We start from the raw sequence: 24,839 nt of genomic DNA on the forward strand, positions 1-24,839 counted from the left end.
GGACCTTCCGCGAGATCGGGTACGGGATAAGAGACCAAGGACTTACTGTCACCCCCAGACCGCTCGCAGATCATTGCTCCGCACGGTGATCGATGCGTCCGTCAGTGCCATCTCGTGAATGCAGCCGCCGTCCTGATCCGGAAGGATCTCGTCGAGCAGTATCGCATCGGCCGGCATCCAGTCGATTTCCTGCTGATAGTCGATCGAGAAATGCCGTACGCCTGAGTAGGTAATGGTGAGGCCAGTGTCGTGCTTCCACTCATTGGGTGCAAATTCCAACGTCAGACGGCCGCTCTTGTCTGTGGCCAGGTGGATGCCTGAAAGTTCGAGGTCCTTGACGCAATGTGTACTACTCATGCTGTAATGCGCCGGGTCGGATGCAAATTCCCAGGCTCCCGGCGGGAGTTGATCGCGCAGTTTGGGAAGTTCAGCCAGATAGGATTGTGGGTCGACGTAGAACCCCTGCAGGTCGGCGTCCCAATCCGCCTTGACGAATTTCATTTGCAACCTTCCGCTGAGAGTGGCGGGCGACGCCATTTATCTCCCGAGATGTCCTCGGTTCCCTTCGGGCCGATGCGGCCGATCTTTCGCATCGTGTCGACGGCACGTCCCTTGATGGCGTTCTCCACGCTCGGTGGAACCTCGACGTCGGCCCCGGTGTGGCCATGCTTGTTGAACCAGCCGTCACTGCGGAAAACTCCGACCTCACGCATCGACTTATCGTAGACGTGGATCTCGAAGTCGGTTCCCTTGGTCCCTTCCGGCCAGGTGTCGAGGCGGCCGGTGTACCCCAGGCCGAATTGCAGGGGGTTCTTCGGCCCCCGCGGGGCCAGGCCCAGGGTGTCGTCCCAGCCAAGTGGGTTGGGCACGTAGGCGTGATGATTGGGCGCCGGCTCCAGGCCGAGGGGGTCGGGGCCGATGTAGCGGGCTGCTTCCGGGTCGTAGTAGCGGAAGTAGTTGTAGCTGAGTCCCGTTTCGCAATCGGCGTACTGTCCCGGAAAACGCAGCGGACAGTCGATGGAGCCCCCCTCGTCCCCCGGACCGGACAGGCGGGTGCCCCAGAGCGTGGTACGTCGCTGCCAGATCAGCTCCCCGGAGCCCGAGACCAGCTCGGTGGGAGTACCGATGGGGTCCGTGATCACGGCGTGAAAGCTGGAGAACCGTCCTGGATCGGATTCCTCCGCGAGCCGGGCGAGGAAGGAGGCATCCGCCGCGACGGTCGGGGGCGTGCGGTTCGTCTGAGTGAGCGGACGGTGCGTGTCCGGTGTGTAGTCCCAGGTTGTCGCCCTGCCGTCCGGACCAGTCTGTTCGGCCAAGCGGGTGTCGTCCCAGCAGAAGTCGGTCCGATCGGCCTTCGTTCCATCTGGGGCCAGGCGATATTTGGAGACCCGCCGCCCCAACGGGTCGTACGCGTAGTGCCAGCGTGCACCGTCAGGGGTGATTACCTTGGTCAGGCGATCCTCGGCGTTCCAGGAATACGTCCAGGTGCGTTTCTGCCCGTTCAGCAGATTTCGCGTTTTTCCTACGAGACGGCCCTGCTCGTCGTGCACGTAACTCGTCCGGCCTGCACGACGGATGAGCGTGCCCGCGAATTCGCGCTCCCCAGGGGACTCATGGCCAGGTACAGCCGCCTCCACCAGGTTGCCGGTTGTGTCGTACGCGTACGTTTCCGACCAGCCGTGTCCGCTGACACCGGTGGTCCGTCCCATGGCGTCAAGGGTGAAGCGCCGGGTTCCGGACGTCAGATCGCGGATCTCGGTGAGGTGGTCGTCCGGGCGGTAGGTGAAGGCGCGGTGCTGGAGAAGGCGCCCAGCTGCCGGGAGAGATGCGTTGGTCCCGGTGGAAGGCGGTGGGGCGTGGTGACTGACCGACTGCATGGTGAGCCGATTCGACTTGTCCCAGCTCTGGGTGAGGGTGACGTGGTCTCCCAGGCGCCGTTCTGTCTCGCGGCCCGCGGCGTCATACCCGAAGGCGAGCGATCCTGCGGAGGAATAAAGTCCGGAGGGCCTGCCTGTCGGATCGTAGCTCCACGTCGATGTCAGGCCGGTAGGGGTCGTGCGCTGGGTGCGGCGTCCGAGGAGGTCGTAGGTGTATGTCGTGGTGCGGCCATTGACGGTCTCGACCAGGACGCGGCCGAGCACATCCCGTTCGAAGCTGATCTCTGCATCCGAGTTCGCGGTGTGGATCAGTTCGCCGGATGCGTCGTAGGCATACGTGGTGATTGCGGAGCCGTCGCCCGAACTCTGCTCGGTGATACGGCCCAGTGTGTCGCGGGTGTAGTGAAGCGCCTGTCCTGCTCCGTTTGATCGGCAGATCAAGCGGCCAGCTGCGTCATAGGTGTAGGTGAGAGCACGGCCGTTGAAGTCGGTCTCGGTGGTCAGGCGCCCGGCTGCGTCGTAGGTGTAGGCCCACGTCAAGCCCTGGGGGTTGGTGACACCGGTCAGGTGCAGTTCGGTGTCGTAGCTGAACGTGTAGGTGGCACCGTCGGGAGCAGTTCGAGTCGCCTGAACGTCGAAGGGCGCCACGGTGTAGTGGGTCGTGAGGCCGGCAGGATCGGTGTGGGAGCGGAGGTTTCCTTCGCTGTCCCAGGTCCAGGACTCACGGGCGCCGTCGGGATATTCACGCCACTCCGGTTGCCCCGCGGCTGTCCAGCCCAGCAGGGTGACGTGGCCGAGTGGGTCCGTCACTTCGGTGATGCGGCCGAATGTATCGCGGAGCACCGTTGTCGTCCGCCCCAGCTCATCCGTGACGGCCAGTGGGAGACCGGCGGCGTCTGTCGTGGCGCGACGGCTGTGGCCATGGGCATCGGTGACCGTGGTGAGGTGGCCCGCCGCGTCGTAGGTGAAGTGGGTCTCGGCCCCGAGGGGGTTAACGGTCGTCAGCAGGTTTCCGCGGTCGTCGTAGGCGTGCTCCCAGGTCGCGCCGCCCGGTTCGACGACCTGTGTCGGCTGATTGAAGGCGTTGTACGTGGCCCGGACCACCGAACCGTCGGGCCTCGTGAGCTGCGACAGGTTGCCCGCCTCGTCATAGACGTAACGGGTGGTGTGGCCGAGCGGATCGGTGACGGCCACGGGCTTGTCTCCGTACTCGTCCCACTCCGTGCTGGTGATGTGGCCCAGCGGGTCGGTCTCCTCGATCACCTGGCCTTCGGCGTTGTAGCGGTGGCGTGAGGTGTGCCCCAGGGAGTCGGTGTACGTCGTCGTGCGGGTCTGCTCGTCGTAGGTGAGGGTGCCGGAGAGGAAACCGTCGCTGCCTTCGGTGCGCACGACGCGGCCGTGGGCGTCGTAGGTGTAGGTGAATGACGTGCCGTTGCGGTCGGTCCACGAGGTGACGCGGTCTTCGCCGTCGTAGGTGAAGCGCAGCGGCTGACCGCTGGAGTTGATGACGTCGGTGAGGCGGCCGGCCTCGTCGTAGCCGTAGCGCATGACCACGGTGCCCGGGGATGCGGCTGTCGCTGGGTCGTGCCTGTCGTAGGCGGAGGGAGCCTCGTCCAGCAGGCGCAGTGCGGTGATGCGGTGGCCGGTGGTGTCGATGGCCAGGTAGTAGCCGCCGGAGTGGCGCACGGCGGTGGGGATGCCCTGGTCGGTGCGCTCGACGTCGATGCGCATGCCGTTGCGGTCGTGCCAGCTTTCCAGCGGTAGCCGGAACAGGCCTGTGGTGCTGGAGGGTATGGGGGTGGTGAAGGTGCGGACGACGCCGGTGGCGGGGTCGGTGATGGTCATGACGCCGTCGGGTTTGCCGTCCCACTCCAGGGGCCAGCGGGCGCCTTTGGCCGGCAGGACCGGCACACCCGGCCGGGGGACCGGGTAGACCAGGCGCATGCCGTCGGCCGCGGCGAAGACCACGCCTTCGCCGTCGATCTGCACGCACTCGTCGAGGGTGGAGACCCAGCGCGGGCCGAAGCAGAGTCCGGCCTGGTAGCTGGACAGGTGGGTGCGCTGGAAGAGCAGGGGCAGGCCGGCGGCGGGGAGGGTGAGGTCGGTCTGCGTCATCAGCATGGCGCCGGTCGCCACGTCCACCGGCTCGCCCACGCACGGTGTCTTCTCCGCCTGCCGCGCCGCCGGTCCGAGCTCGACGAGGTCGGGCCGCAGGGAGGGCGGGTGCGCGAGGAAGGGTGAGTCGGCCAGGGCAGGGTTGACGCCGGGCTTGAGGACGCCGAAGCCGGCGCCGAACGCGGCGCCGTAGAGCATGCCGTCCTTGGCCGCCTGGTTGATCTCGTCAAGGCTCAGCCCACTCTGCATGCCGGTGGCGATCTTCAACGGCTGGGCGACGGCGACATCGACGGTGACCGACTCCAGGCCGCCGAAGACCGCCGCCGCCAGGGTGGTGGCGGCGATGTCGGCCACGGTGGTGGAGACCGCGATGCCCAGGGTGGTGCCGAGTTCGATGATGGCCTCGGCCGCCGCTGCGGAGGCGGCGGAGGCGAGGCCGGCCGTGACGAAGGCCAGAGCGATGCCACCGGCGATCACTGCGGCGTCGATGCCTATCTGTGTCCACAGCTTGTTGATGGCGTCGTCGATGGCATCAGCGAGAGTGTCCAGAGCGTGCGCCATGTTCCGCGCGGATTCGGACAGATCGCTGAGCCAACCCGCGTCCTTGCCCTTGGCGTAACGCGCCCAGAACTTCTCGAAAGTCTCGATCGCCTCACCGCGATTGTGGTGGATGATCGCCTGAGCGGCGTTGTCGACCGGGGCGCGCACGTGGTCGACGGCTTTGGCGAACGTCCGCCAGGCGCCGGCAGCAGTGCGCAGCGTGCCCGAGTCACCGTCGGGCCACCACATGCCGAGCTTGAGCAGGACGTCCTTGGCCTCGTCCTCCAGGCTCACCGGGCTCCCCCACCGCCGGCTTGGTCGGCGCCATCGGATCCGGGCCGGGTGGCTTTCACCTTGGTGAACATCCCCTGGATCAACAGGTCGTTGTCGACGTGGCCGTCCGCCATGTCCACCAGAGCCTCGTGAATGCTGGTCAGCCCGAGCACCAGGATTCCGGCGGCCTTCTCGATCGTGTGCTGCTGAGGCGAGTACTTCGCACCGAAGGCCTTGCCCTGCTCGTCGTCACCCCAGGGCTTGCCGAGACCGTCCAGCGTCGTGACGAGATTCGTCAGCGCCGTGCTCAGATTCGTGGCCTGGGTGTGGAACATCGGGGCCGCCGCCTTGATGTCCGAGATCCTGATGTCCAGGACCTTGCCATCGTCCCCGCCGCCCTGCCCCATGCCCGCGCTCCCCGATCAACTGTGCCGCCGCAACCATCCACTCATACACCCAGCCGGGCATTCCACGGGCGGCACGGGCGACACGTGGCCGGTTGGGCCCGGTTACGTGGCGCGCCGGCAGTACTTCTGACGGCATGGCATGGGATCTTCTGACGTGTTCGCTGCGGCGTCAGCGGGAACGAGCAGCGGTAGGCTCACCGGCGGCCGTCCGACCGGCCCAGCCCACCGACTCCCCGTCACCACCACGTCCGCGCCGCGCGCCGACAACCCCTCCCTGGATTCCCAGCCCCAGACCACCTCCAGCCTGAGGGATCAGACCTCCCCGGTCCAGCCAGCACCGCCGACCGACATCAAGCGCACCAGTACAGCGCCGTATTGGTCTTGCGGGGCACTGTGCACGTCGTCAGCAAGTGATAGTGCTGACGGCGGGTAGTGAGGCGTCAGCTCTTGACGGGCACGTTCGTCAGGGCGGACAGCGCGGAGTTGACCTGGGCTGCATCGAAGGCTGCGGGGTCGAACTGGTCGGCAGAGCCGAGGCCGAGCCATTCCAGGCGGTCTTCGTGTTCTTCGTGGTGGGGGTCAGCAAGGACCTCGATGAGGTAGTCGTATCCCCAGATGCCGCCGCAGTCCTCGGGTGGGCAAGCTCGGCGGCCGGTGAGGCATCGGGGGTAGGCGGTGCCGGCCTCCGGCGCGGTGACGTCCTCGATGAGGAGGTCATGTTCCCAGTCATCGCCGAAGTCGTAGGTGTAGCGGAGCCGGTCGCCGGTGTGGGGGGCCACATGGTCCAGCCGCTTGGAGGCGGCGCTGCGGATACCCAGGTCGCAGTCAACGACGCCGTATCGGTCCCGGCCGGTTTCGAAGGCCCACATGTGGTAGTCCTCCCAGCCGAAGGCGGCCTGGATGATGTGGTGCAGATCGCGCAGGGTGATGCCTGACGGCACCTCCAGGCGGCGCCAGATCGGAGGTCGTGATTCCCGCAAGGTGATCTTGATCTTGTGGATGGTCTTGCTCGGAGCCGTCCGCGAGTTCGGCTTCGCGCTCCTGCTGTTCGCCATGGCGGTCATCCTGCCAATCGTGCTCGCCGTGTTCCAGCGGGTCGTGTGCCCTGCCCGGGACAATGATTAACGCTTCGTGGAGGTGATGGGGTGGGGGGTGTGTCGGTGCCAAGTCCTTTCCAGGCGGCCTGGGACACTGAACAGCGCAAGGTGCCGGAGGAGTTAGCACGTTCGCGGACCGAGCCGTTGCGCCGGAGGCAGCGGCCAGGCCGCACTGGCCTGTGCGGAGGGTGACGCGAATGCGGCCATCGCCCGCTCCCTCGGCGTGCATCTGGACACCGTGCGGCGCTGGCGCAAGCGGTTCGCCGCCGAGGGCCTGGCCGCGCTGGAGGACTGGCCCGGCCGGGCCGCTCCCGCCGCTACGGCCCTGACGTGCACCTGGCCATCGTCGCCACCGTCACCTCCGCCCGGCCGGAGATCGACAGTCACTGGACTCACCGCGCCATCGGCCATCGTCTGGCCTCCGTGGGGATCTCAGCGTCTCAGGTCGGGCGGATCCTGGCCGGCCCCTGGTCCTCGACAACGGGTCATCTCACGTCTCGAAGGCGACCCAGGCCTGGCTGTCAGCGCACCCGAGGTTTGCCGTCCACCACACGCCCAAACACGCCTCGCGGCTCAACCAGGTCGAGATCTTCTTCACGATCCTGACCCGCCGCCTGCTGCGATGCGGCGAGTTCACCTCGCGCCAGGATCTGATCGACCAGATCCGCGACTTCACCCCCGCCTACGACGACCAAGCCAGACCCTTCTGCTGGACCTACGACGGCACCCCGCTCAAGGCGACCTGACCCCCTGCAGGATCAACGCGTCGTGCACTAGCGGCCAACCAGACGGCCATCGCGATAGGGCGCTGTCCATGACATGTCATCCTCGCCGAGTAGGCGTGAACTGCGCCTTTGCGCATGTAACTCTCCCGCGACCCAGCAGCTTGTGGTGCAGGCCACAAGAAATGGATCTCGCTATTTGAGACGGCTGAGCTCTCGGGTATTCAGGGTGGCGCCTGAGTGCACCCGTGACGGCCGCTCGGTCTCGACTTAGGGCACGCCGAGGGCACGTCACCCTCGGATTGGACTAGACGACAAACAAACCCCAGGCCGCCGACCTGGGGTTTCAATCTGGAGCGGGTGACGAGAATCGAACTCGCGCTCTCAGCTTGGGAAGCTGATGTTCTACCATTAAACTACACCCGCACGTGGACAAAGCCGACGGAACCGACCCTCCCGACGTCGCACACTTTACCTCATGCCTCGCCCCCGGTGCTCGTGCCGAGGGGCGTTGTGCTGTGCGTGGGGGGTGGGTGGGGAGCGTGAGAGGGTGGAGGGGGGGCGGTGGTGTCCCCTGGAACCCGATCCCTTTCGTCCCGTAATGTGGCGGTTGTTGGTGCCATGTCTGTTCGTGGGGAAGGGACTTGAGGATTTGATGGAGCCCACCGTCGTCCAATGTGCCGAGGGTCATGTGTTCAGCGCCGCGTCATTTCCGATGCAGCAGGCCGAGCGGCTCGGTCCTGGCCGGCTTCTTCGGTGTCCGCAGTGTCAGCGGCTCCGTAACGCCGTTCCGGTCCCCGGTCCGGTCCGGTCACTCGGAGCGGCCGTCGGTGCGGCGGGTGGTGGCGGCAGTGGTGAGGGATCGCTTCGGGTCGTGGGCGGTCTCCCCGTGGAGTGAGCTCTTCGGCTCCCGTGGCGGTGCTTGGTGAGCTTCGCGCCTTGAGCGTGCGTGGTGTGGCGGCCCGGTGGTCCTGTTTGCGGCTACCGGGCCGTTCGTCGTTCACCTTCACCTTGCCGCGGGTGCCCGTCGGCTCTACGGCTTGCGGGCGGCGGCGGACCGAGCCCCCGCCCGCGCCCTCCACCCGCCTACCACGGCACCCCGCTCCCGTCCCCCGAGAAGAACCCTCCCGTCGGGCCGTCCTCCGGCAGCGTCGCCAGGCGTACCGCGCCTGCCGCCGCCTCCGCCGGGTCCCCCTCGCTTGCCGCCGCGCGGTCGTTGAGGTCCGTCCTGCGCAGGCCCGGTGCCAGCGCGTTGACCTTGAAACCCTCCTCCGCGAGCGTCTGGGCGTAGAAGAGCGTGAGGGCGTTCAGAGCCGTCTTCGACGAGCGGTACGCCGCGCCCGAGCCGGCGTGCACGGCGAACGCGCGGTCCGGGTCCGCGCTCCACGTCAGCGAGCCGGTTCCGCTGGAGACGTTCACGATGCGCGGCCTCGCCGAGCGGCGCAGGGCCGGCAGGAACGCGTTCGTGACCGTGAGGACCCCGAAGACGTTCGTCTCGTACGTGCGCCGGAAACTGTCGATGTCCGCCTCCGGCGCCGGGCGGCTGTCGGCCATGATGCCCGCGTTGTTGATCAGGACGTCCAGGTGGTCGACCTGCCTCGCGGCCTCCGCGACGCTGCCGGCGTCCGTGACGTCCAGGACCAGCAAGCGGGCGTCCCCGCCGATCTCCTCCGCCGCCCGCTCGCCGCGGCCCGCGTCGCGCGAGCCGACGTAGACCGTCATGCCGGCTGCCGCGAGCTGCCGCGCGATCTCCTTGCCGATGCCCTTGTTGGCCCCGGTGACCAGTGCTGTCGAGTCACGTGTCGAATTACTCATGCACCTGACGATTCCCGACCGGCGCGGACCGAGCCAGGGACAGGCCGTCCCTGGCATTCTCGTGCACCCCCACGGCGGGGCCCGACCACCGTGGTGCCGTCTGCACGGTCCCGCGGCGCGCGAGGCAAGCTGTATACGGGAACCCCGCCCCGAGCCCGACGAAAGGAGACCCCCATGCCGAGGCACGACCTCGCCCGCTTCCTGCGTGGCCGGCGCGAGCGCCTGAACCCCGCCGACCTCGGTCTCCCCGCCGACGGGCACCGCCGCCGCACGCCCGGGCTGCGCCGGGAGGAGGTCGCCGAGCTGGCCCACATGTCCGTCGACTACTACAGCCGTCTGGAGCAGGCGCGCGGCCCGCGCCCCTCACCGCGCGTCCTGGACGCCCTCTCCACGGCGCTCCGGCTGACCCGTGCCGAGCGCGGCCACCTCTTCCGGCTGGCCGGCGCGTCCCCGACGGCGCCCGCCGCGCCCGTGCGGCGCCTCCGCCCGCACGTCGCCGAGCTGCTGCGCCGCCTTCCCGACACCGCGGCCATCGTCACCGACGCCGCCTACGACGTCATCGCCTTCAACCCGCTCGCCCAGGCCGTGCTCGGCGCCGGCCTCGTCGCGGAACCGAACCTGGCCCGCCGGCGGTTCCTCGGGCCCGCCCTGGAGAGTTCGAGCACCGAGGAGTTCGGGTACGTCGCCGTCTCCCGGCTGCGGCGCGCGGCCGATCGTTATCCGCATGATCCGGCGCTCAACCGGCTCCTTACGGAACTGCGTGCGCACAGCGAGGAGTTCAGACAGATCTGGGACGACAACCCGGTGCACGCCCCCGGCCACCGCACCAAGGTCCTCAGCCACCCGCAGGTGGGCCCGCTGCGCCTCAACTGCGACGTGCTCGCCGTCCCCGACGACGATCAGCAGGTCGTCTTCATCACCGCCGATCCCGGAACCCCCGACGCGCGGGCCCTCCGGCACCTGCAACGCCAACTGCACGTGCAACCCAGCGGCTGAACGGGGCCAGACGGCGGCCTGGCGCGCCCCTCACGTCCGGCGCGCCCCCACTTCACAGCGCTCCCACTCCACAGCGCCCCTACCTCACAGCGCCTCCCGCGACGGCGTGACCGCCGTGCCCGACCTCCTCACCGGAGGCAGTGCGGACCACGGGAAGTTGATCCAGCGGTCCGTGCGGCGCCATACGTACTCGCACTTCACCAGCGACTGCGGCTTCTCGTAGATCACGGCGCTGCGGACCTCCGCCACCGCCGCCACGCAGAAGTCGCGCACGAGCTTCAGCGTCTTGCCGGTGTCGGCGACGTCGTCGGCGATCAGGACCTTCTTGTCCGTGAAGTCGATCGCGTTCGGCACGGGTGCGAGCATCACCGGCATGTCCAGGGTGGTGCCGACGCCCGTGTAGAACTCCACGTTGACCAGGTGGATGTTCTTGCAGTCGAGCGCGTACGCGAGGCCGCCCGCGACGAAGACGCCCCCGCGGGCGATGGACAGGACGAGGTCCGGCTCGAAGCCGTCGTCCGCGATGGCCTGCGCGAGCTCCCGGACGGCGGTGCCGAACTCCTCGTAGCCGAGGTTCTCGCGGTCCCCGTTCACCGGCACCTCAGCGTCTCCGTCCATCGGTATCTCAGCGTCCCCGTTCATCGGCCGTCAGACGTTCGTCCGGTGGAAGTTCAGGTAGGAGCGGGACGCCGTGGGGCCTCGCTGGCCCTGGTAGCGGGAGCCGTAGCGGTCGGAGCCGTACGGGTGTTCCGCGGGGGAGGTGAGGCGGAACAGGCAGAGCTGGCCGATCTTCATGCCCGGCCAGAGCTTGATCGGCAGGGTGGCGAGATTCGACAGTTCCAGGGTGACGTGGCCGGAGAAGCCCGGGTCGATGAACCCGGCCGTGGAGTGGGTCACGAGCCCCAGCCGGCCGAGGCTGGACTTGCCCTCAAGCCGGGACGCCAGGTCGTCGGGGAGCGTGATCGTCTCGTAGGTCGAGGCCAGCACGAACTCCCCGGGGTGCAGGATGAACGGCTCCTCCCCCTTGGGCTCCACCAGCCGCGTCAGGTCCACCTGCTCGACGGAGGGGTCGATGTGCGGGTACCGGTGGTTCTCGAACACCCGGAAGTACCGGTCGAGCCGGATGTCGATGCTCGACGGCTGCATCATCGACTCGTCGTACGGGTCGATGCGCACCCGTCCCGCGTCGATCTCGGCCCGGATGTCCTTGTCTGAGAGAAGCACGCCCCGAGGATACGCAGGGTAGGGGCGGGGGCGGCAACGCGGGCGCCGGCCGGGGGCGGCTACGCGGGGGCCGGGCGCCCGCGGCTGTCCGGGGCCGGCCGGGGCTCACCAGCCCCCGGCCCCCCGCCGTCAGGGCGTTCGCCTCAGAACGTGCCCAGCTTCAGCAGCGCCAGGATCGCGACCAGCTGGATCGCCGACGCCGCCAGCGCCTTCTGCCACGGCAGGTCGTGCGACCTCGACACCATCAGCGTCAGCAGGCAGCCCGCGCCGAGCCACGTCACTCCGCCGAGGACCTGGACGAACGACGCGTTGCCGCCCATGAAGATCGCGAAGACCAGCCGGGGCGCGTCCGTCAGCGACATGATCAGCATGGAGAGGCCGACCGTCGGCTGCCACGCCCCGTCACCGCCGAGCTGGCGGGCCAGCGTGTGGGTGACCACGCCGAGGATGAGGGAGCTGAGCAGCAGCGTCACCGCGGTGATGAGGACTATGGGCACGTCCGACGAGAGCGTGGTGTGGATCGCGTCCTCGCGCGCGCCGTTGAAGCCGAACACCGCGAGCAGCCCGTAGACGAACGTCACGATCAGGGCCGGGAGCCAGACCGTGTAGTCGCGCATCTGGAGGAACGTCTGCCTGGGCCGGAAGACGACTCCCGTGATCAGCTGCTGCCAGGGCAGCCGCGGGCCGGCGGGCGGGGCGGCGGCCTGCCCGGCGCGGTACGTGTCGCTGTCCCTGTACATCTCCTCGTTGACGCTGAACGCCTGCGTGTGCCCCGGTTGGTCCGCGGCGTACGGGTCCGGTGCCGGGCCCTGGCCGTAGCCGCCCCCGTCGCCGAAGTACTCCGGCTCCTCCCCGCCCCCGGCCGTCCGGCCCTGCGTCCACTGCTCGGGACGGCCGTACGAGGGGGTGGCCGCCGGGGCGCCCGGCGGCTGCTGCTGGGGGTACCCATAGCGGCCCGGCTGCTGGGCGTACGGAGGCGCGGTGGGGGCGCCGTACGGCGCCTGGCCCTGGGGGGCCTGTCCGTACGGCTGCTGCCGCGGGTGCGTCGGCGATTGCGGTTGTGCTTGCGGGACACGGCCCGCCCGGCCGCGTCCGATCCTGAATCCAGCCACGTCCTCGAAGCTACCTGTTCCGGCGAACTGCCGTACGGGGCCCGGCCTGCGCGCCCCTCTTTGCGGCCGAGCTGTGACATCCCCTAGGGGGTCGCCGGGGGATCCCCGACGGTTGCCGGCGGCCTCCGGAGGGTTCTTTCAGGGGGACGCCGGACGGCGTTCGCATGGACGTCACCGGCACGGCGGGCGTAGGGGTGTGACGAAGATCTCAGGCGGCTCGGGCGGGCTTCGCCTGCGGGTGCGCCGACGCCCGAGTCCGCCGAGCCAGGTGAGATCACTACTCGTCACTCATTACTCGTCGATCGTTACTCGTCACTCGTCACTCGTCACTCGTCGATCGCCGCGCCGAACGCGGCCCCGTGCGGCGCCGCGCCGAGCGCACCCGCCCCGTACGTCCACGCACCCGTCGCCGTGATCCCGCGGGCGGTGGCCGGGAGCAGCCAGACCTTGCCGTCGCCGGCGTTCTCGCCGGGGGCTGCGGCCACCAGGTCGAAGCGGCCGTCCGCGTCGGGGTCGACGAGGCGGACCTGCGCGCCCCAGCGGTCGCCGGCCTCGGCCGTGCCCGGGACGTGCGGGGAGCTCTGGGACCAGGCGCGCGAACCGGTGCCGGTGAGCCCGGCGGGGGTGCCGGGCAGGACGGTCACGGATCCGGCGTCGACGGCGGAGCCGCCGGTTCCCGCCGGCTGGTCCTCGCCGGGCGCCCCGACGGCCACGTCGGCGTAACCGTCGCCGTTCGCGTCGCCCACGGAGATGTCCGCGCCCCAGGCGTCGCCGCGCTCGGCGGTGCCGGGGACGTGGTCGGAGTCCTGGGTCCAGTCCTGGACGCGGGTGCCGGGTCCGCCGGGGCCCTGCGGGCTGCCGTAGTGCACGGTCACGACGCCTCCGGTGGGCCGGGCGCCGGCCGCCTCGCCGGGGGCGTCCGGCTCGCCGGTGACCAGGTCGTCGTAGCCGTCGCCGTCGATGTCGCCGGAGGCCGCCACGGGGCCGCCGCGCAGGTCCCGCACCCAGGCCGGGCCGTCCGGGCCGCCGGCCAGGTACGCGGACCAGCCACGGCCGGGGTCGGTGCCGGTTCCGGTGGTGACGCCCGAGACGACGAGGTCCGCGTAGCCGTCGTTGTCGTAGTCGCCGGTGGTGAGGGAGCGTGGCGCGAGCGCGCGCCGGGGCTCGCCCGCCCTGGCAGCCGCGGTGCCCCGCGTGGTGGCGTCCCGCGTGGTGGCGTCCAGCGCCCGGAACGCCCCGTGCGCCCGGCGGCGCTCCGGCGCGAGGGCCCCGTCCCCACCGCCACCGCTCCCGGGCGCCGCGTCGAACAGGAAGAAGCGGACGTCGGCCCGGTCGAGCACGGCGAGGACGTCGCCGGGCGTCGCGCCGCTGAGCCGGGCCGCGGCGACCGCGGCGCCGAAGCGGCCGTTCTCCTCGGCGGCCTCCGGCCCGACCCAGGTGCTGTCCGCTCCCGTAAGGCCGTCCGGCGAACCCCACAGGACGAGGGCGCCGCCCGCGTCGCTCACCCCCGAGCGGTCGTCGCCGGGGACACCGACGATCGCGTCGTCGTACCCGTCGGAGTCGAGGTCGCCGCTGGCCACGGCGGTGCCGAAGCCGTCACCGGGCGACGCCGGGCCGGGGACGCCCGGTGTGGCCCTGCTGATGGCCTTCGCGTGGGCGGTGCCGATGCCCTTCGCCGAGCCGTACTGGACGGTGACGAGACCGGCGCCCGCGGAGCCGCCGGCGACCGCGCCGGGCGCGCCGATGAGGACGTCCTCGTAGCCGTCGCCGTTGAAGTCGCAGTTGCGGTCGTTGGCGTGCGTGCCGCCGGGGGTTCCGGCGGAGGCGGTCGGGGCGGCTGCGACTGCAGCGCCCGCCATCAGCAGTAGCGATGCCGCTGTTGTCGCGGCCGAGCGGTAGGTGCGCACGTACGGCTCCCGGGTACGTCGATGGGCGGAGGGTGCGGCGCTGGGGCCCCGCCCGGCGGAGGGCGACGGACCCGCACCGGCTCCGCCCGTGTTCGACACCGGGGGAGGGCCAAGGGTTGTACGGGGTGGTGCAGTTGGGGCGTTATGGGGGTGTGGAGGTGGGAGTTGGGATCGGGAGGTCTGGGCCGGGAGGTCTGGGCCGGGAGGTTCTGGGGTCATGCGGTGCGGGCGCGCCGGAAACGCGTCGGGGCGCCCTCGCTGTAGAGGGTGCCCCGAGCCTGCCTCACGTGGCCGGGCCGGTACCGGCCGCCAACGATGGGCCTTCCGGCTAGTCCACCGGCGCGGGCTTCGCGTCGCCGGCCGCCGCGGGGGGTGCCTCGCCGTCGCCGGGCGCACCGGAATCCGTGGCCGAACCGGAGCTCGTTGCCGAATCAGAGTCCGTGGTCGAACCGGAGTCCGTTGCCGAACCGGAGTCCGTTGGCGAACCGGAATCCGTGGTCGAACCCGAGCCAGTGGCCGAACCGGAACCGGCACTCGCACCGCCGGCACCCGCACCGCCCGCACTCGCCGCACCGTCGTCCGCCCCGGCACCGTCCCCGGCCGCTCCGGCCTCCCCGGCACCGTCCCCGGCCTCCCCGCCGTCCTCCGCGGGCGCCTTCCTGACCGAGTCCAGGAGGAGCTGGGCGACGTCCACGACCTGCAACGTCTCCTTGACGGCCGTCGCCGTGCCACCGCCGGCCGCTCCGGCCGGCCCCGCTCCGGAAGCGCCGGCCGCGGCCTCCGCCGCCGACTTCTTGCCGTTGACCGAGTCCGTCAGCATGACCAGGCAGAACGGGCAGGCCGTCGAGATGATGTCCGGGTTGAGGGACAGCGCCTCGTCCACGCGCTCGTTGTTGACGCGCTTGCCGATCCGCTCCTCCATCCACATCCGGGCCCCGCCGGCGCCGCAGCAGAAGCCGCGCTCCTTGTGGCGGTGCATCTCCTCGTTCCGCAGGCCGGGCACCTTGGCGATGATCTCGCGCGGCGGTGTGTAGACCTTGTTGTGGCGGCCGAGGTAGCACGGGTCGTGGTAGGTGATCAGGCCCTCCACCGGGGTGACGGGGACCAGCTTGCCCTCGTCGACCAGGTGCTGGAGGAGCTGGGTGTGGTGGATCACCTCGTACTCGCCGCCGAGCTGCGGGTACTCGTTGGCGATCGTGTTGAAGCAGTGCGGGCAGGTCGCGACGATCTTCTTCGAGGACTTCGGCTTGCGCGTCGCCGGGTCGGGGTTGCCCTCGTCGTCGAGCTCCTCGCCGAACGCCATGTTCAGGGAGGTGACGTTCTCCATGCCGAGTTCCTGGAACAGCGGCTCGTTGCCGAGGCGGCGCGCGGAGTCGCCGGTGCACTTCTCGTCGCCGCCCATGATCGCGAAGTTCACGCCCGCGATGTGCAGCAGTTCGGCGAACGCCTTCGTGGTCTTCTTGGCCCGGTCCTCCAGGGCGCCGGCGCAGCCGACCCAGTAGAGGTAGTCGACCTTGGTGAGGTCCTCGACGTCCTTGCCGACGACGGGCACCGCGAAACCGGTCTCGCGCTCCAGCTCCTTCGTCCACTCCAGGCGCTGCTTCTTGGCGAGGCCCCAGGGGTTGCCCTTCTTCTCCAGGTTCTTGAGCATCGTGCCCGCCTCGGAGGGGAAGCTGGACTCGATCATCACCTGGTAGCGGCGCATGTCCACGATGTGGTCGACGTGCTCGATGTCGACGGGGCACTGCTCGACGCAGGCGCCGCAGGTGGTGCAGGACCACAGGACGTCCGGGTCGATGACGCCGTTCTCGGCCAGCGTGCCGATCAGCGGGCGCTCGGCCTCGGCGAGCGCGGCGGCGGGCACGTCGCGGAGCTGCTCCTCGGTGCCCTGCTCCTCGCCCTCGGCGTTCTTGCCGCCGCCCGCGAGCAGGTACGGCGCCTTGGCGTGGGCGTGGTCGCGCAACGACATGACCAGCAGCTTCGGCGAGAGCGGCTTGCCGGTGTTCCACGCGGGGCACTGCGACTGGCAGCGGCCGCACTCGGTGCAGGTGGAGAAGTCCAGCAGGCCCTTCCAGGAGAAGTGCTCGACCTGGCTGACGCCGAAGACGTCGTCCTCGCCGGGGTCGGTGAAGTCGATCGGCTCGCCGCCCGACGTCATGGGCTGGAGCGCGCCGAGGGCCGTGCCGCCGGCGGCCTCCCGCTTGAACCAGATGTTCGGGAACGCCAGGAAGCGGTGCCAGGCCACGCCCATGTCCGTCTTCAGCGCCACCGTGATCATCCAGATGAAGGACGTGCCGATCTTGATCAGGGCGACGAGGTAGACGAGGTTCTGGAGGGTGCCCGCGTCCAGGCCCCGGAAGGCGGTGACCAGCGGGTACGAGACCAGGTACGACGCCTCGTAGCCGGTGACGTGGTGCAGGCCGCCCTCCAGGCCGCGCAGGGTGAGGATGCACAGGCCGATGATCAGGATGACGGCCTCGACGAAGTAGGCCTGGCCGAAGTTGGACCCCGCGAAGCGGGACTTCCGGCCGGCGCGGCCCGGCAGCGAGAGCTGGCGGATCACGATGAGCGTCAGGATGCCGAGCGTCGTCAGGATGCCGATCAGCTCGACGAACACCTGGTAGACCGCCCAGTTCCCGATCACGGGCAGCGCCCAGTCGGCCTGGAAGAGCTGGCCGAAGGCGTTCACCAGGGTCAGGACGAGGGTGAAGAAGCCGACCGCGACGAACCAGTGCGCGACGCCGACCACACCCCACCGGTTCATCCGGGTGTGCCCGAGGAACTCCCTGGCCACGGTGGCCGTGCGCTGTCCGGGCCGGTCCGTCCTTGTCCCGGCGGGCACGGGCTGGCCGAGCCGCACGAAGCCGTAGATCTGTCCGATGGCCCTGGCGAACAGGGCCACGCCGACCACGGCGAGGACCAGCGACACGATGATCGCGGCGAGTTGCATGAAGGCTCCTCGAACCTCGGGGTACCTCCCACGCGTTCAGCGCTGGGGGAGCGAGCGGAATACCAAGCCGCCTACCCGGCCTCTCGGCCTTACTAAGCGGTAACTTATGTAGTCTGTTCGAGAGTACCCAGTTATTGCGTCGCACTGTAGCCAGTAGGGCGGTGATCTGCGTCGCGGAGGCGGGGCCGAGGGTGGTGTGCCGTGGATGGGTGCCGTGGCCGGGGTGCCGTGGATCGGTGCCGAGGGCAGGGTGCCGTGGGCCGGGGTGCCGCGGGTGGGCGTGGACGGGGCTCGCCGGCGTGCGGTCGCCTGGAGCCGTGACGATTACTGCGGGGGCCGTGACGGTTCCTGCGGGGGCCGTGACGGTCCCTGCGGGTCACCCGCGGCGGTCAGGTCACCCGATGGCCCCCGGCCCCGGCGGCGAGATCACCCGGGCTGCCCCGGCCCCGGCGGCGGGCCGCGTGGCGTGGAGGCGCGCCGGATGGCGACGAGGGCGGCGTCGTCCGGGAGCCGCCCCTCGGTGTGTCGGAGCAGATCGCGGCGCACGTGGCTCAGCAGCGCCGCGGGCGTGTCGTCCGTCCACCGCGCGGCCCGTTCCGCGAAGGGATAGAACGCGCCGTTCTCGTCGCGGGCCTCGATGACGCCGTCCGTGTAGAGGAGGAGCGTGTCGCCCGGCTCGAAGGAGAGCACGTCGAGGGGGTGGGTCGGCTCCCCGGCCATGCCGACCCCGAGCGGAGGCGTGGGGTGCACGCTGGGCTCGGTGACGCGGTGCCCGCGGCTGAGGAGCAGCGGGGCGAGGTGGCCGCAGCTGGTCAGCCGGGCGATCGAGTCGTCGTCGGGGATCTCCAGGAGGAGCGCGGTGGCGAACCGCTCCCCGGCCTCCTCGGCCGGCTCGAAGTCCGCGAGGTAGCGGGTGATGCTGCGCTCCAGTGCGGCGGCCAGCTCGGGCAGGGTGGTGTGCTGGTGGGCGGCCTCCCGGAAGGAGCCGAGCACCAGGGCGGCCTCGCCCAGCGCCGGCAGCCCCTTTCCGCGGACGTCGCCGATCAGCAGGCGGGTGCCGTGCTCGCTGCGCGCGGCGGCGTACATGTCGCCGCCGATCTGCGCCTCGTCCTCCGCGGCGAGGTAGAGGCAGGCCGCGTCCAGCGGCCCCAGCCGCTCGGGCAGCGGCCACAGCAGCACCTGCTGTGCGGCCTCGGCGACGGAACGCACCTGGGCGAGCTGCCTGCTGCGCCGCTCCCGCACCACGGAGAAGGTCCAGATGAGGAAGGACAGCAGGGCGATGGCGGGGATCTGCACCAGGTGGTTGACGGTCGTCAGCCCGCCGTGCCACTGCGCGATGACCACCTGCGCCGCGGTGGCCAGCAGCCCGATGAGCGCGACGCGGCGGGGCCCGGCGAACGAGGGTGTGATCGCCGGGGCGATCACCAGCAGCGGCCCCAGGTGAACGTTGGGCGGGGTACGGATGTCCACGATCGTGATCACCACGATGAGGGCGATCGGTATCACCAGCAGCGCCGTACCCGATGGCCAGGACTGCCGCACCCCGGCAAACCGCCGCCGGAACTCCACCTCTCCACGGTGCACCGGGGCCCGGCGTGCCACAAACGCAGCGTGGGGCGCCTGCGGCGCCGAGGCCTCAGGGGGCACGCCGGTAGCCGGGAAACCCATGGCCGATTCGTCGCATCTTCTCCTTCCAGCACGGGCCGTTCAGCGCGTTTCCTGAAGAGACACGTTTCCTGAAGAGAAACGCTGTTAAAACGCCGGGAAAGGGGATCAATGGCATGAGCACCGACGCGCCCGACCCGGGAGGAGACGCCGGCGCCGGTGGTGACCCCGACGGCGGCGTCAACGGCACCATCGGCCCCTGGGGCAGGAGAATCATCGGGATCTGCACGGTGATCACGGCGATCGTCGGCGTGTCAGGCCTCATCCTGGGGTTCTGGCAGGACCTCTTCGGCCACGACGAGAAGGGCTCGGCACCGCGGGGGACCGTGAGCCTCCCCGCGTCGCCCTCGATGACGACCGACACCGGCCGGGCGGGATCCGCGCCCCCGTGCACGGCGTCGAGCGGCCACGACATCACGGTGCGGTTGAAGGAGGAGCCGACCAGTTCCGCAGCGCACTTGATCGCCACGGTGAAGTGTGCGGTGGGACCGGGGAACCACCTCTCGTGGGTGGTGCGGAAGGACACCGGCGATCCGGCTCACCCCCGCATCCACTACACGCTGAGGTACGACCTGGGACAGGAGGGCCCCGGCGAGTACCCCTACGACTCCATCCTCGACACCACCGCACCGGGATCGAAGCGGACGGTATCCGTCGTCCTCATGGACGACGCGACCTACCGCGCGGTGGTGACGAGCCGGGACCCCGACACCGCCTACGTGCAGCTGCCCTCCCCGATTCCGTACGCCTCCAACTCGGTCCTGGTGACGACCCCCGGATGACCGCTCGGCCCGCTCCCGTCCGGGTTCCGACGGCCCGCTCCAGTCCGGGTTCCGACGGCGGACTCGGCCCTTCGGCACGCCCGACGAACCCCGTCGGTGACCATGGCCTGCGCGGTGCGGAGGACCGGTCACATGCCGTAGCGCGACGACCCGAGGCGCACCTGGTGGCCGGTGATGCTCATCTCCACCCCGTCCCGGGTGGCGCGGGCCGACGTGAAGCCGGCGCCCTCCGGAAGGCCGACCCGCCACACCATGTCGGCGGCTTGGGCGCCGGGGATGTTCACGGTGAGCTCTTCGCCCTGCGCGAGGAGCGTCCCCGTGCTGTTCACCGGGCTTCCCTCGATCGTGCCCGAGACCCTGAGGTGCGCCGCCTGGCCGCTCGAACCGGGGGCCGGCGAGACCGTCAGCCGGTCGCCGTGTCCCGCGAGCCGCGTCAGCACGGCGGACAGTTCCTTGTAGGACAGGTTCAGGGTGCCGGTGGCGAGGTTCGCCTCGGCGCTACGGCCGGCCAGCGAGGTCACGCGCACACCGCGCAGGTCGAGGTCGAGGCGGTCGATGTGCAGGTAGCCGCCCTGCGCGTTGGTCGTGGTGTCGACGTAGAACCGGCCCGCATCCAGCGTGACGTGGTCGAAGTCCCCACCGGCTGCCTGGGTCAGGAACGGGAAGCCCTCGATCGACAGGTCCAGATACCCGTCGGTGGTGTTCGCGTAGCCGTACTTCTCCTTCGCGAGCTGGGCGACCTCCTTGTCGGCGTAGTGCACGGCTATCCGGTCGGCCGCCGTGAAGAGCAGGGCGAGCACCACCACGGTGATCGCCAGGACCTTCACCCATCTTCGTCTCATGCCGTTCCCTCCACGCGGTGACATGTCGCTGTCGCTGTCGCTGTCGATGCCGATGTCGCTGTTTCCGCCCAGCCTGCCGCCGCCGGGGCGGGCGCGACTGAGTACACGTACTCATCTTGTGCGACGCCTGAGGCAGAGGAGGGCGCTTGCGCCAACTGGGGGCGCGACGGACATGGAAACGGCCTCACCGAAGATCTTCGGTGAGGCCGTCTGCCCAGGTCAGGGCGGTTGTGGCTGGGGCCGGGGTCGAACCGGCGACCTTCCGCTTTTCAGGCGGACGCTCGTACCAACTGAGCTACCCAGCCACGCGGTTCACGAGGAACCGCAGCGGTCCTGACGGGATTTGAACCCGCGGCCTCCACCTTGACAGGGTGGCGAGCACTCCAAACTGCTCCACAGGACCAAGCTTCGTGGATTGCGGGACTTAGTCTCGCACATCATGACGCGTGCCCCCAACGGGATTCGAACCCGTGCTACCGCCTTGAAAGGGCGGCGTCCTAGGCCGCTAGACGATGAGGGCTATCGGCCCGCCTGGGCGCTTCTCAGCGCGTCGGGGACGTGAGAAGCATATGGGATGGCGGTTGGTATCGCCAAAACCGTTTACGGGATGGTAGACGCCCTGGTCCGGGCGGTCGACGGCGGCGCCTTGGACCGCGCCTTGGGAGGCGGACGGCGCCCGGGGCCGGGGCGTGTGCGCCGGTGCGGGTGGGTTCGGGTTGGTGCGGTGTCCGTGGCGGGGTGGGCGGGTGTGGTCCGGGGGTCCCACGAGGCGGGTGATCAGTGGGTCGGGCTCGGGGTGCTCGGCGCGGTCCGGCCCGGCGTGGCCCGTCCCGGCGCGCCAGGGGAGGAAGCGCTCGGGGAGGACGTGCCCGGGGAAGGCGTGCCGGGGGACGGGCTCGCGCCCGGCTGGTTCTCCTCCGGGAGGTGGCGGCTGACCTCCGCCGTGGCCAGGCCGAGGCCCCCGAGGTGTATCTCGTCCCAGGCCTGGAGGCGCCGGGTGTCGCGGTCGAAGTAGAGCACGGACGCCTCGATCGGGTCCGGATACTTGCCCTCCACCGCGCGCAGCCCGCTGCCGCCGGTCGAGCCCTCGATGCGCAGCCGGGTGCCCAGTTTCAGCATCTCGGTCTCCTCGTGGTGGATGTGCCCGGCCAGGGCCAGCGGCACCGTCCCGTCCGTCTGCTGTGCGGCCAGCGGTTCGTGGGCGATCGCCACGTCCACCGGGGTGCCCGCCGCCCTCTGGTCGCGTATCGCGGAGGCGAGCCGGGCGCCGGTGATCACCTCGGCCGGGTCGCCCCCCGGCCTGATCGAGCGGTCCGGCGTGTACTGCGGGTCACCCGTCCCGGCGAACCGCAGGCCGGCGACCGAGAGCGCCTCTCCGTTGTCGAGCACGTGCACGTTCCTCATGTGCTCCAGGTACTTCTGCGTGGTGCCGGAGTCGTGGTTGCCGCGCACCCAGACGTAGGGGGCGCCGAGGTCCTTGATGGGGTCGAGGAAGCCGTTCTCGGCGGCGGTGCCGTGGTCCATCGTGTCGCCCGAGTCGACGATCACGTCGATGTCGTACTGCTTCACGAGCGAGGCGACGATGTGCCAGCTCGCCGGATTGAGGTGGATGTCGGAGACGTGCAGCACGCGGATCGTGCTCGGGTCCGGGCTGTAGGCCGGCAGCGTGGACGTCACCTCGTAGAGCTTGGTCATGTTGGTCACCAGGCGGGCCAGCTCCTGCTGGTAGACGTCGAACTCGCTGACGATGCTGCGGGCGTTGCCGACGACCGAGGGCGCGCTGCTGAGCAGGCCGGAGAACTTCGGCTCCAGGACGGAGTTCGGGTTCCAGGTGGCGTACGCGGTGCCGCCGGACGCGGCCAGCAGGGCGAGCGCCAGGCCGCCGGTCGCCACGGCGCGCCGCGGACGGCGGTACACGACGAGGCCGAGCGCCGTCGCGCCGGCGACCACGGCCACGCAGGAGCGCACGGCGAGGTCGACCGTGCCGTGCACCACGTCGCGGGCGACCTCGTCCTGGAGCCCCGAGATCCGTTCCGGGTGCTTGACCAGGGCCTCGGAGCGCACCGGATCCAGCCGGTCCACGTCCACGTCCAGGCGGATGGGGGCGGTGTGCGAGTCCAGATCCAGGGCGCCGAGCGGCGACACGTTGATCTTCGTGCCACCGGTCAGCGACGGCCGCAGCGTCATCCGCGTGTCCATCGGGCCGACCGGGGCCCGCACCCCGCCGACCGTCAGCAGGCCGAGCCAGGAGCCCAGCAGGACGACGCAGACGAGCGCCAGCGCCCGGAGGTACGGCCGTCCGGGGCCGCTCGCCGCCGGGTCGCGGAGGTCGAGCTCCGGCAGCCCCCGCCGGGGGGTGCCGGGCGTGGGGCGGCCCCGGGGGGTGCTGGCCCTGGGGCGGCCCCGGGGGGTGCGGGCCCCGGCGCGGCTACGGGTGGTGCGGGTCGTCTGCCGGGCGGGGTGGGCCCCGGCGCGGGGGCCGCGAGGGTGGGGGACGACGGTACGGGGGCGGCGGAGGAGGAGGCTCTTGAGGCGGCTCAGGTCGCGGAGGCCGCCGGGGAGGGCGGCGGTCGTCCTGGAGCGGACTGCGGCTGCTGCTTTTGCGATCGCTGCGGAGATGGCGGCCATGGCGGCGTTCCTGCGGTGCGTCGGCGGTTGCGGTCGGTTGCGCGGTTGCGGTCACTTCGGCGGTGCGGTCACTACAGGGGTTGCGGTCACTTCGGAGGTTGCGGTCACTTCGGCGGGCGGTGCGTCAGCACGGTTCCGTGCGCGGCCCGTTCCTCCCGAATGCCCAGGTGCCGTGGTGGATATGCGGCCATTCGGCTCGCGGACCGGCGGACTCGCGGCCGGTCGCCTCGCGCCCCCGGTTCGTGCGCCTCCGCCCCCCGGTTCGTGCGCTCGTCCCCAGCCCGGTCCGTGCGCTCCTCGCCCTCGGCTCGCCTCGCGCTCCTCGGTGGCGGGTGGGCCCGGCATCTGGACGGGCCGCGGGCCGGTCGTCCCGCGGCCCGGTGGCCGACAATGGCGGTGTGCTGGAGATGACGCGCGAGGAGTTCGAGGAACTGGTCGCCGAGGCGCTGGACCGCATCCCGCCCGAGCTGATGCGCCTGCTCGACAACGTGGCGGTGTTCGTGGAGGACGAGCCCGACCCGTCCGACCCCGGCCTGCTCGGCCTGTACGAGGGCACGCCGCTGACCGAGCGGGGCGAGTGGTACGCGGGCGTGCTGCCCGACCGCATAACCATCTACCGGGGTCCGACGCTGCGCATGTGCTCGACCCGGGAGGAGGTCGTCCGGGAGTCCGAGGTCACGGTGGTCCATGAAATCGCCCACCACTTCGGCATCGACGACGCACGGCTCCACGCCCTCGGGTACGGGTGAGTGGGCTCGGCGGCACGAGAGCCGGGGCCCGGGTCGGCCATGACGGCTGGAAACGAGCGGTGTGGGGCCCTCCGGGCCGTTTGGGGTCGGTGTGGCGCGTGTCCTCGTGACGGCGGCGGGAGTTGGGCAGGTGGATCCGTGCCCCGTGCCCCGGAGGTGGCTTCCGTGCGCCCCTTGTACGTATCCGACCGTTCGCTGCGTGCCTTCCAGAGACCGCTGCGCGTTCCCCTCCGGCTCACCGCGGCCGTCGTGGCCGTGGCGGCGTCCGCCGGGTGCATGAGCTTCGCCGCCGAGGGCGATCAGGGGTCGGTGCGCTCGCCCGTGCCCTCGCGGTCGGCCGTGCAGCCCGAGGTCGCCTCGGCCGTCGGCGGGGCGGCGGCGCAGGGCGGACCGGGGACGGACGGCCGGTCCGGCGAGGGCGACGCGGACGGCGCCGGCGACACGGCCGGGAAGAAGGCCGAGGGTGACGGGAAGCACGACCGCGACGACGGCAAGGACAGCAAGGACGGCAGGGACGGCAAGGGGAAAGGGAAGTCCGGCGAGCACGAGGCAGGGAAGGGAAAGGGGCGCGCGGGGCACGGCGGAACGACGCCCCGGCCGGACGGTCCCACGCGGCCCGGGACGGGTGGCGCCGGTTCCGGTTCCGGGACGCCGTCCGGCCATCCCTCGGACCCGGGCGGCGAAGGCTCCGGCGGGACCGGCACCCCGCCGCCCGCCGGCGGCGGGACCGGCCCGTCCCAGCCGACCCCGGATCCGACCCCCACGCCCACCCCGCCCCCGGCACCCCCCGGAGCGAGCAAGCCGGCGAGTGCCAGCAGGCCGGCGGGCGCGGGCAGGGGTACCGAGAACGGCTCGCCCTCGGCCCAGGGGGACGTCCCGCAGCCGTGGGCCGACCCGTCGTCGCACGGCGCCGCGCGACGCGATGTCTAGGCGCGATGTCCATGCGATGTCCAGCGGAATGCCGCGGCGCCGGGCGGCGTTGGCATGACGTCATCCGTGACGGGCCCGAACGTCATCCGTGACGACCCCGGACGTCATCCGTGACGACCCCGGACGTGATCGCTGATCAGGCCGGGACGTGATCCGTGACGGGTGGCGAGCCCCGATCGGCACAGGGTGACCGTAGGTGGTCGTTGGG

18 protein-coding genes, 4 tRNA genes and 1 pseudogene are annotated in these 24,839 nt (G+C 70.7%); 6 read left to right on the plus strand and 17 right to left on the minus strand.

Annotated features, from left to right (window positions below; genetic code table 11):
• Positions 1-48 precede the first annotated feature (48 nt).
• From Sm713_RS29410 to Sm713_RS29425, 4 genes are all read right to left on the minus strand, one after another.
• Positions 49-501, minus strand: coding sequence for a hypothetical protein (locus tag Sm713_RS29410; protein ID WP_212913036.1), 453 nt, complete (start codon positions 499-501; stop codon positions 49-51).
• Entirely contained in the window at positions 498-4,826 is a 4,329-nt protein-coding gene (locus Sm713_RS29415) for an RHS repeat-associated core domain-containing protein (RefSeq protein ID WP_283249828.1), read from the minus strand. Before Sm713_RS29415 ends, Sm713_RS29410 begins: the two co-directional genes overlap by 4 nt.
• Complete coding sequence (locus Sm713_RS29420) at positions 4,823-5,212, minus strand: hypothetical protein (RefSeq protein WP_212913037.1); 390 nt, start codon at positions 5,210-5,212, stop codon at positions 4,823-4,825. Before Sm713_RS29420 ends, Sm713_RS29415 begins: the two co-directional genes overlap by 4 nt.
• A gap of 440 nt (positions 5,213-5,652) precedes the next feature.
• Positions 5,653-6,267 (minus strand): plasmid pRiA4b ORF-3 family protein, encoded by a 615-nt coding sequence (locus tag Sm713_RS29425; protein WP_212913038.1) that lies wholly within the window; start codon positions 6,265-6,267, stop codon positions 5,653-5,655.
• Between the two features lie 214 nt (positions 6,268-6,481).
• Here Sm713_RS29425 and Sm713_RS41290 point away from each other — a divergent pair.
• Together Sm713_RS41290 and Sm713_RS41780 are read left to right on the plus strand one after the other, a co-directional pair.
• A pseudogene (locus Sm713_RS41290) lies at positions 6,482-6,601 on the plus strand (helix-turn-helix domain-containing protein); the annotation flags it as partial.
• Between the two features lie 226 nt (positions 6,602-6,827).
• Complete coding sequence (locus Sm713_RS41780) at positions 6,828-7,055, plus strand: hypothetical protein (protein ID WP_374196128.1); 228 nt, start codon at positions 6,828-6,830, stop codon at positions 7,053-7,055.
• A 328-nt stretch (positions 7,056-7,383) separates the two neighbouring features.
• Here the strand turns inward: Sm713_RS41780 and Sm713_RS29440 are convergent.
• Together Sm713_RS29440 and Sm713_RS29445 are read right to left on the minus strand one after the other, a co-directional pair.
• A tRNA-Gly gene (locus Sm713_RS29440) sits at positions 7,384-7,457 on the minus strand.
• Between the two features lie 660 nt (positions 7,458-8,117).
• Complete coding sequence (locus Sm713_RS29445) at positions 8,118-8,846, minus strand: SDR family oxidoreductase (RefSeq protein ID WP_212913039.1); 729 nt, start codon at positions 8,844-8,846, stop codon at positions 8,118-8,120.
• Between the two features lie 174 nt (positions 8,847-9,020).
• Here Sm713_RS29445 and Sm713_RS29450 point away from each other — a divergent pair, with 174 nt between their 5' ends.
• Positions 9,021-9,842 (plus strand): helix-turn-helix transcriptional regulator, encoded by an 822-nt coding sequence (locus Sm713_RS29450; RefSeq protein ID WP_212913040.1) that lies wholly within the window; start codon positions 9,021-9,023, stop codon positions 9,840-9,842.
• Between the two features lie 84 nt (positions 9,843-9,926).
• Here the strand turns inward: Sm713_RS29450 and Sm713_RS29455 are convergent, their stop codons facing one another.
• The 6 genes from Sm713_RS29455 to Sm713_RS29480 all read right to left on the minus strand — a co-directional run bounded on the left by Sm713_RS29455 (position 9,927) and on the right by Sm713_RS29480 (position 18,637).
• Complete coding sequence (locus tag Sm713_RS29455; RefSeq protein WP_212913041.1) at positions 9,927-10,460, minus strand: phosphoribosyltransferase; 534 nt, start codon at positions 10,458-10,460, stop codon at positions 9,927-9,929.
• A gap of 30 nt (positions 10,461-10,490) precedes the next feature.
• Entirely contained in the window at positions 10,491-11,066 is a 576-nt protein-coding gene (dcd, locus tag Sm713_RS29460; protein WP_212913042.1) for a dCTP deaminase, read from the minus strand.
• Between the two features lie 143 nt (positions 11,067-11,209).
• Positions 11,210-12,178: a Yip1 family protein gene (locus Sm713_RS29465; protein WP_212913043.1), complete on the minus strand. Its 969-nt coding sequence runs from the start codon at positions 12,176-12,178 to the stop codon at positions 11,210-11,212.
• A 326-nt stretch (positions 12,179-12,504) separates the two neighbouring features.
• Positions 12,505-14,037, minus strand: coding sequence for an FG-GAP repeat protein (locus Sm713_RS29470; RefSeq protein ID WP_374196087.1), 1,533 nt, complete (start codon positions 14,035-14,037; stop codon positions 12,505-12,507).
• A gap of 376 nt (positions 14,038-14,413) precedes the next feature.
• A complete protein-coding gene (locus Sm713_RS29475; RefSeq protein WP_249416772.1) occupies positions 14,414-17,035 on the minus strand; it encodes a (Fe-S)-binding protein in 2,622 nt (873 codons plus the stop codon).
• A 426-nt stretch (positions 17,036-17,461) separates the two neighbouring features.
• Entirely contained in the window at positions 17,462-18,637 is a 1,176-nt protein-coding gene (locus Sm713_RS29480) for a PP2C family protein-serine/threonine phosphatase (protein WP_374196088.1), read from the minus strand.
• Between the two features lie 179 nt (positions 18,638-18,816).
• Here Sm713_RS29480 and Sm713_RS29485 point away from each other — a divergent pair, with 179 nt between their 5' ends.
• Positions 18,817-19,482 (plus strand): hypothetical protein, encoded by a 666-nt coding sequence (locus tag Sm713_RS29485; protein WP_212913046.1) that lies wholly within the window; start codon positions 18,817-18,819, stop codon positions 19,480-19,482.
• A 128-nt stretch (positions 19,483-19,610) separates the two neighbouring features.
• Here the strand turns inward: Sm713_RS29485 and Sm713_RS29490 are convergent, their stop codons facing one another.
• The 5 genes from Sm713_RS29490 to Sm713_RS29510 form a co-directional block, all read right to left on the minus strand.
• A complete protein-coding gene (locus Sm713_RS29490) occupies positions 19,611-20,324 on the minus strand; it encodes a DUF2993 domain-containing protein (RefSeq protein ID WP_212913047.1) in 714 nt (237 codons plus the stop codon).
• Positions 20,325-20,555: 231 nt separating this feature from the next.
• Positions 20,556-20,629: transfer RNA gene (locus tag Sm713_RS29495), tRNA-Phe, on the minus strand.
• 23 nt (positions 20,630-20,652) lie between these two features.
• Positions 20,653-20,727, minus strand: a tRNA-Asp gene (locus tag Sm713_RS29500).
• Between the two features lie 44 nt (positions 20,728-20,771).
• Positions 20,772-20,844 (minus strand) — tRNA-Glu (locus Sm713_RS29505).
• A 257-nt stretch (positions 20,845-21,101) separates the two neighbouring features.
• On the minus strand, positions 21,102-22,952 hold the full coding sequence (locus Sm713_RS29510; RefSeq protein WP_249416773.1) for a metallophosphoesterase: 1,851 nt from the start codon (positions 22,950-22,952) through the stop codon (positions 21,102-21,104).
• Positions 22,953-23,350: 398 nt separating this feature from the next.
• Between Sm713_RS29510 and Sm713_RS29515 the strand changes: the two genes are divergently transcribed.
• Together Sm713_RS29515 and Sm713_RS29520 are read left to right on the plus strand one after the other, a co-directional pair.
• On the plus strand, positions 23,351-23,701 hold the full coding sequence (locus Sm713_RS29515) for a metallopeptidase family protein (protein WP_212913048.1): 351 nt from the start codon (positions 23,351-23,353) through the stop codon (positions 23,699-23,701).
• A gap of 174 nt (positions 23,702-23,875) precedes the next feature.
• A complete protein-coding gene (locus Sm713_RS29520; protein WP_212913049.1) occupies positions 23,876-24,631 on the plus strand; it encodes a hypothetical protein in 756 nt (251 codons plus the stop codon).
• Positions 24,632-24,839 lie beyond the last annotated feature (208 nt).

Source organism: Streptomyces sp. TS71-3, from assembly GCF_018327685.1.
Taxonomy (GTDB): Bacteria; Actinomycetota; Actinomycetes; order Streptomycetales; family Streptomycetaceae; genus Streptomyces.

What these genes read in the sequence shown, in the direction of transcription:
- Sm713_RS29425 (WP_212913038.1), bottom strand. Translation starts at nt 6,267, where the DNA reads ATGGCGAACAGCAGGAGCGCGAAGCCGAACTCGCGGACGGCTCCGAGC.
- Sm713_RS29485 (WP_212913046.1), top strand. Translation starts at nt 18,817, where the DNA reads ATGAGCACCGACGCGCCCGACCCGGGAGGAGACGCCGGCGCCGGTGGT.
- Sm713_RS29470 (WP_374196087.1), bottom strand. Translation starts at nt 14,037, where the DNA reads ATGGCGGGCGCTGCAGTCGCAGCCGCCCCGACCGCCTCCGCCGGAACC.
- Sm713_RS29410 (WP_212913036.1), bottom strand. Translation starts at nt 501, where the DNA reads ATGAAATTCGTCAAGGCGGATTGGGACGCCGACCTGCAGGGGTTCTAC.
- Sm713_RS29490 (WP_212913047.1), bottom strand. Translation starts at nt 20,324, where the DNA reads ATGAGACGAAGATGGGTGAAGGTCCTGGCGATCACCGTGGTGGTGCTC.
- Sm713_RS29445 (WP_212913039.1), bottom strand. Translation starts at nt 8,846, where the DNA reads ATGAGTAATTCGACACGTGACTCGACAGCACTGGTCACCGGGGCCAAC.
- Sm713_RS29475 (WP_249416772.1), bottom strand. Translation starts at nt 17,035, where the DNA reads ATGCAACTCGCCGCGATCATCGTGTCGCTGGTCCTCGCCGTGGTCGGC.
- Sm713_RS29510 (WP_249416773.1), bottom strand. Translation starts at nt 22,952, where the DNA reads ATGGCCGCCATCTCCGCAGCGATCGCAAAAGCAGCAGCCGCAGTCCGC.
- Sm713_RS29420 (WP_212913037.1), bottom strand. Translation starts at nt 5,212, where the DNA reads ATGGGGCAGGGCGGCGGGGACGATGGCAAGGTCCTGGACATCAGGATC.
- Sm713_RS29455 (WP_212913041.1), bottom strand. Translation starts at nt 10,460, where the DNA reads ATGGACGGAGACGCTGAGGTGCCGGTGAACGGGGACCGCGAGAACCTC.
- Sm713_RS29450 (WP_212913040.1), top strand. Translation starts at nt 9,021, where the DNA reads ATGCCGAGGCACGACCTCGCCCGCTTCCTGCGTGGCCGGCGCGAGCGC.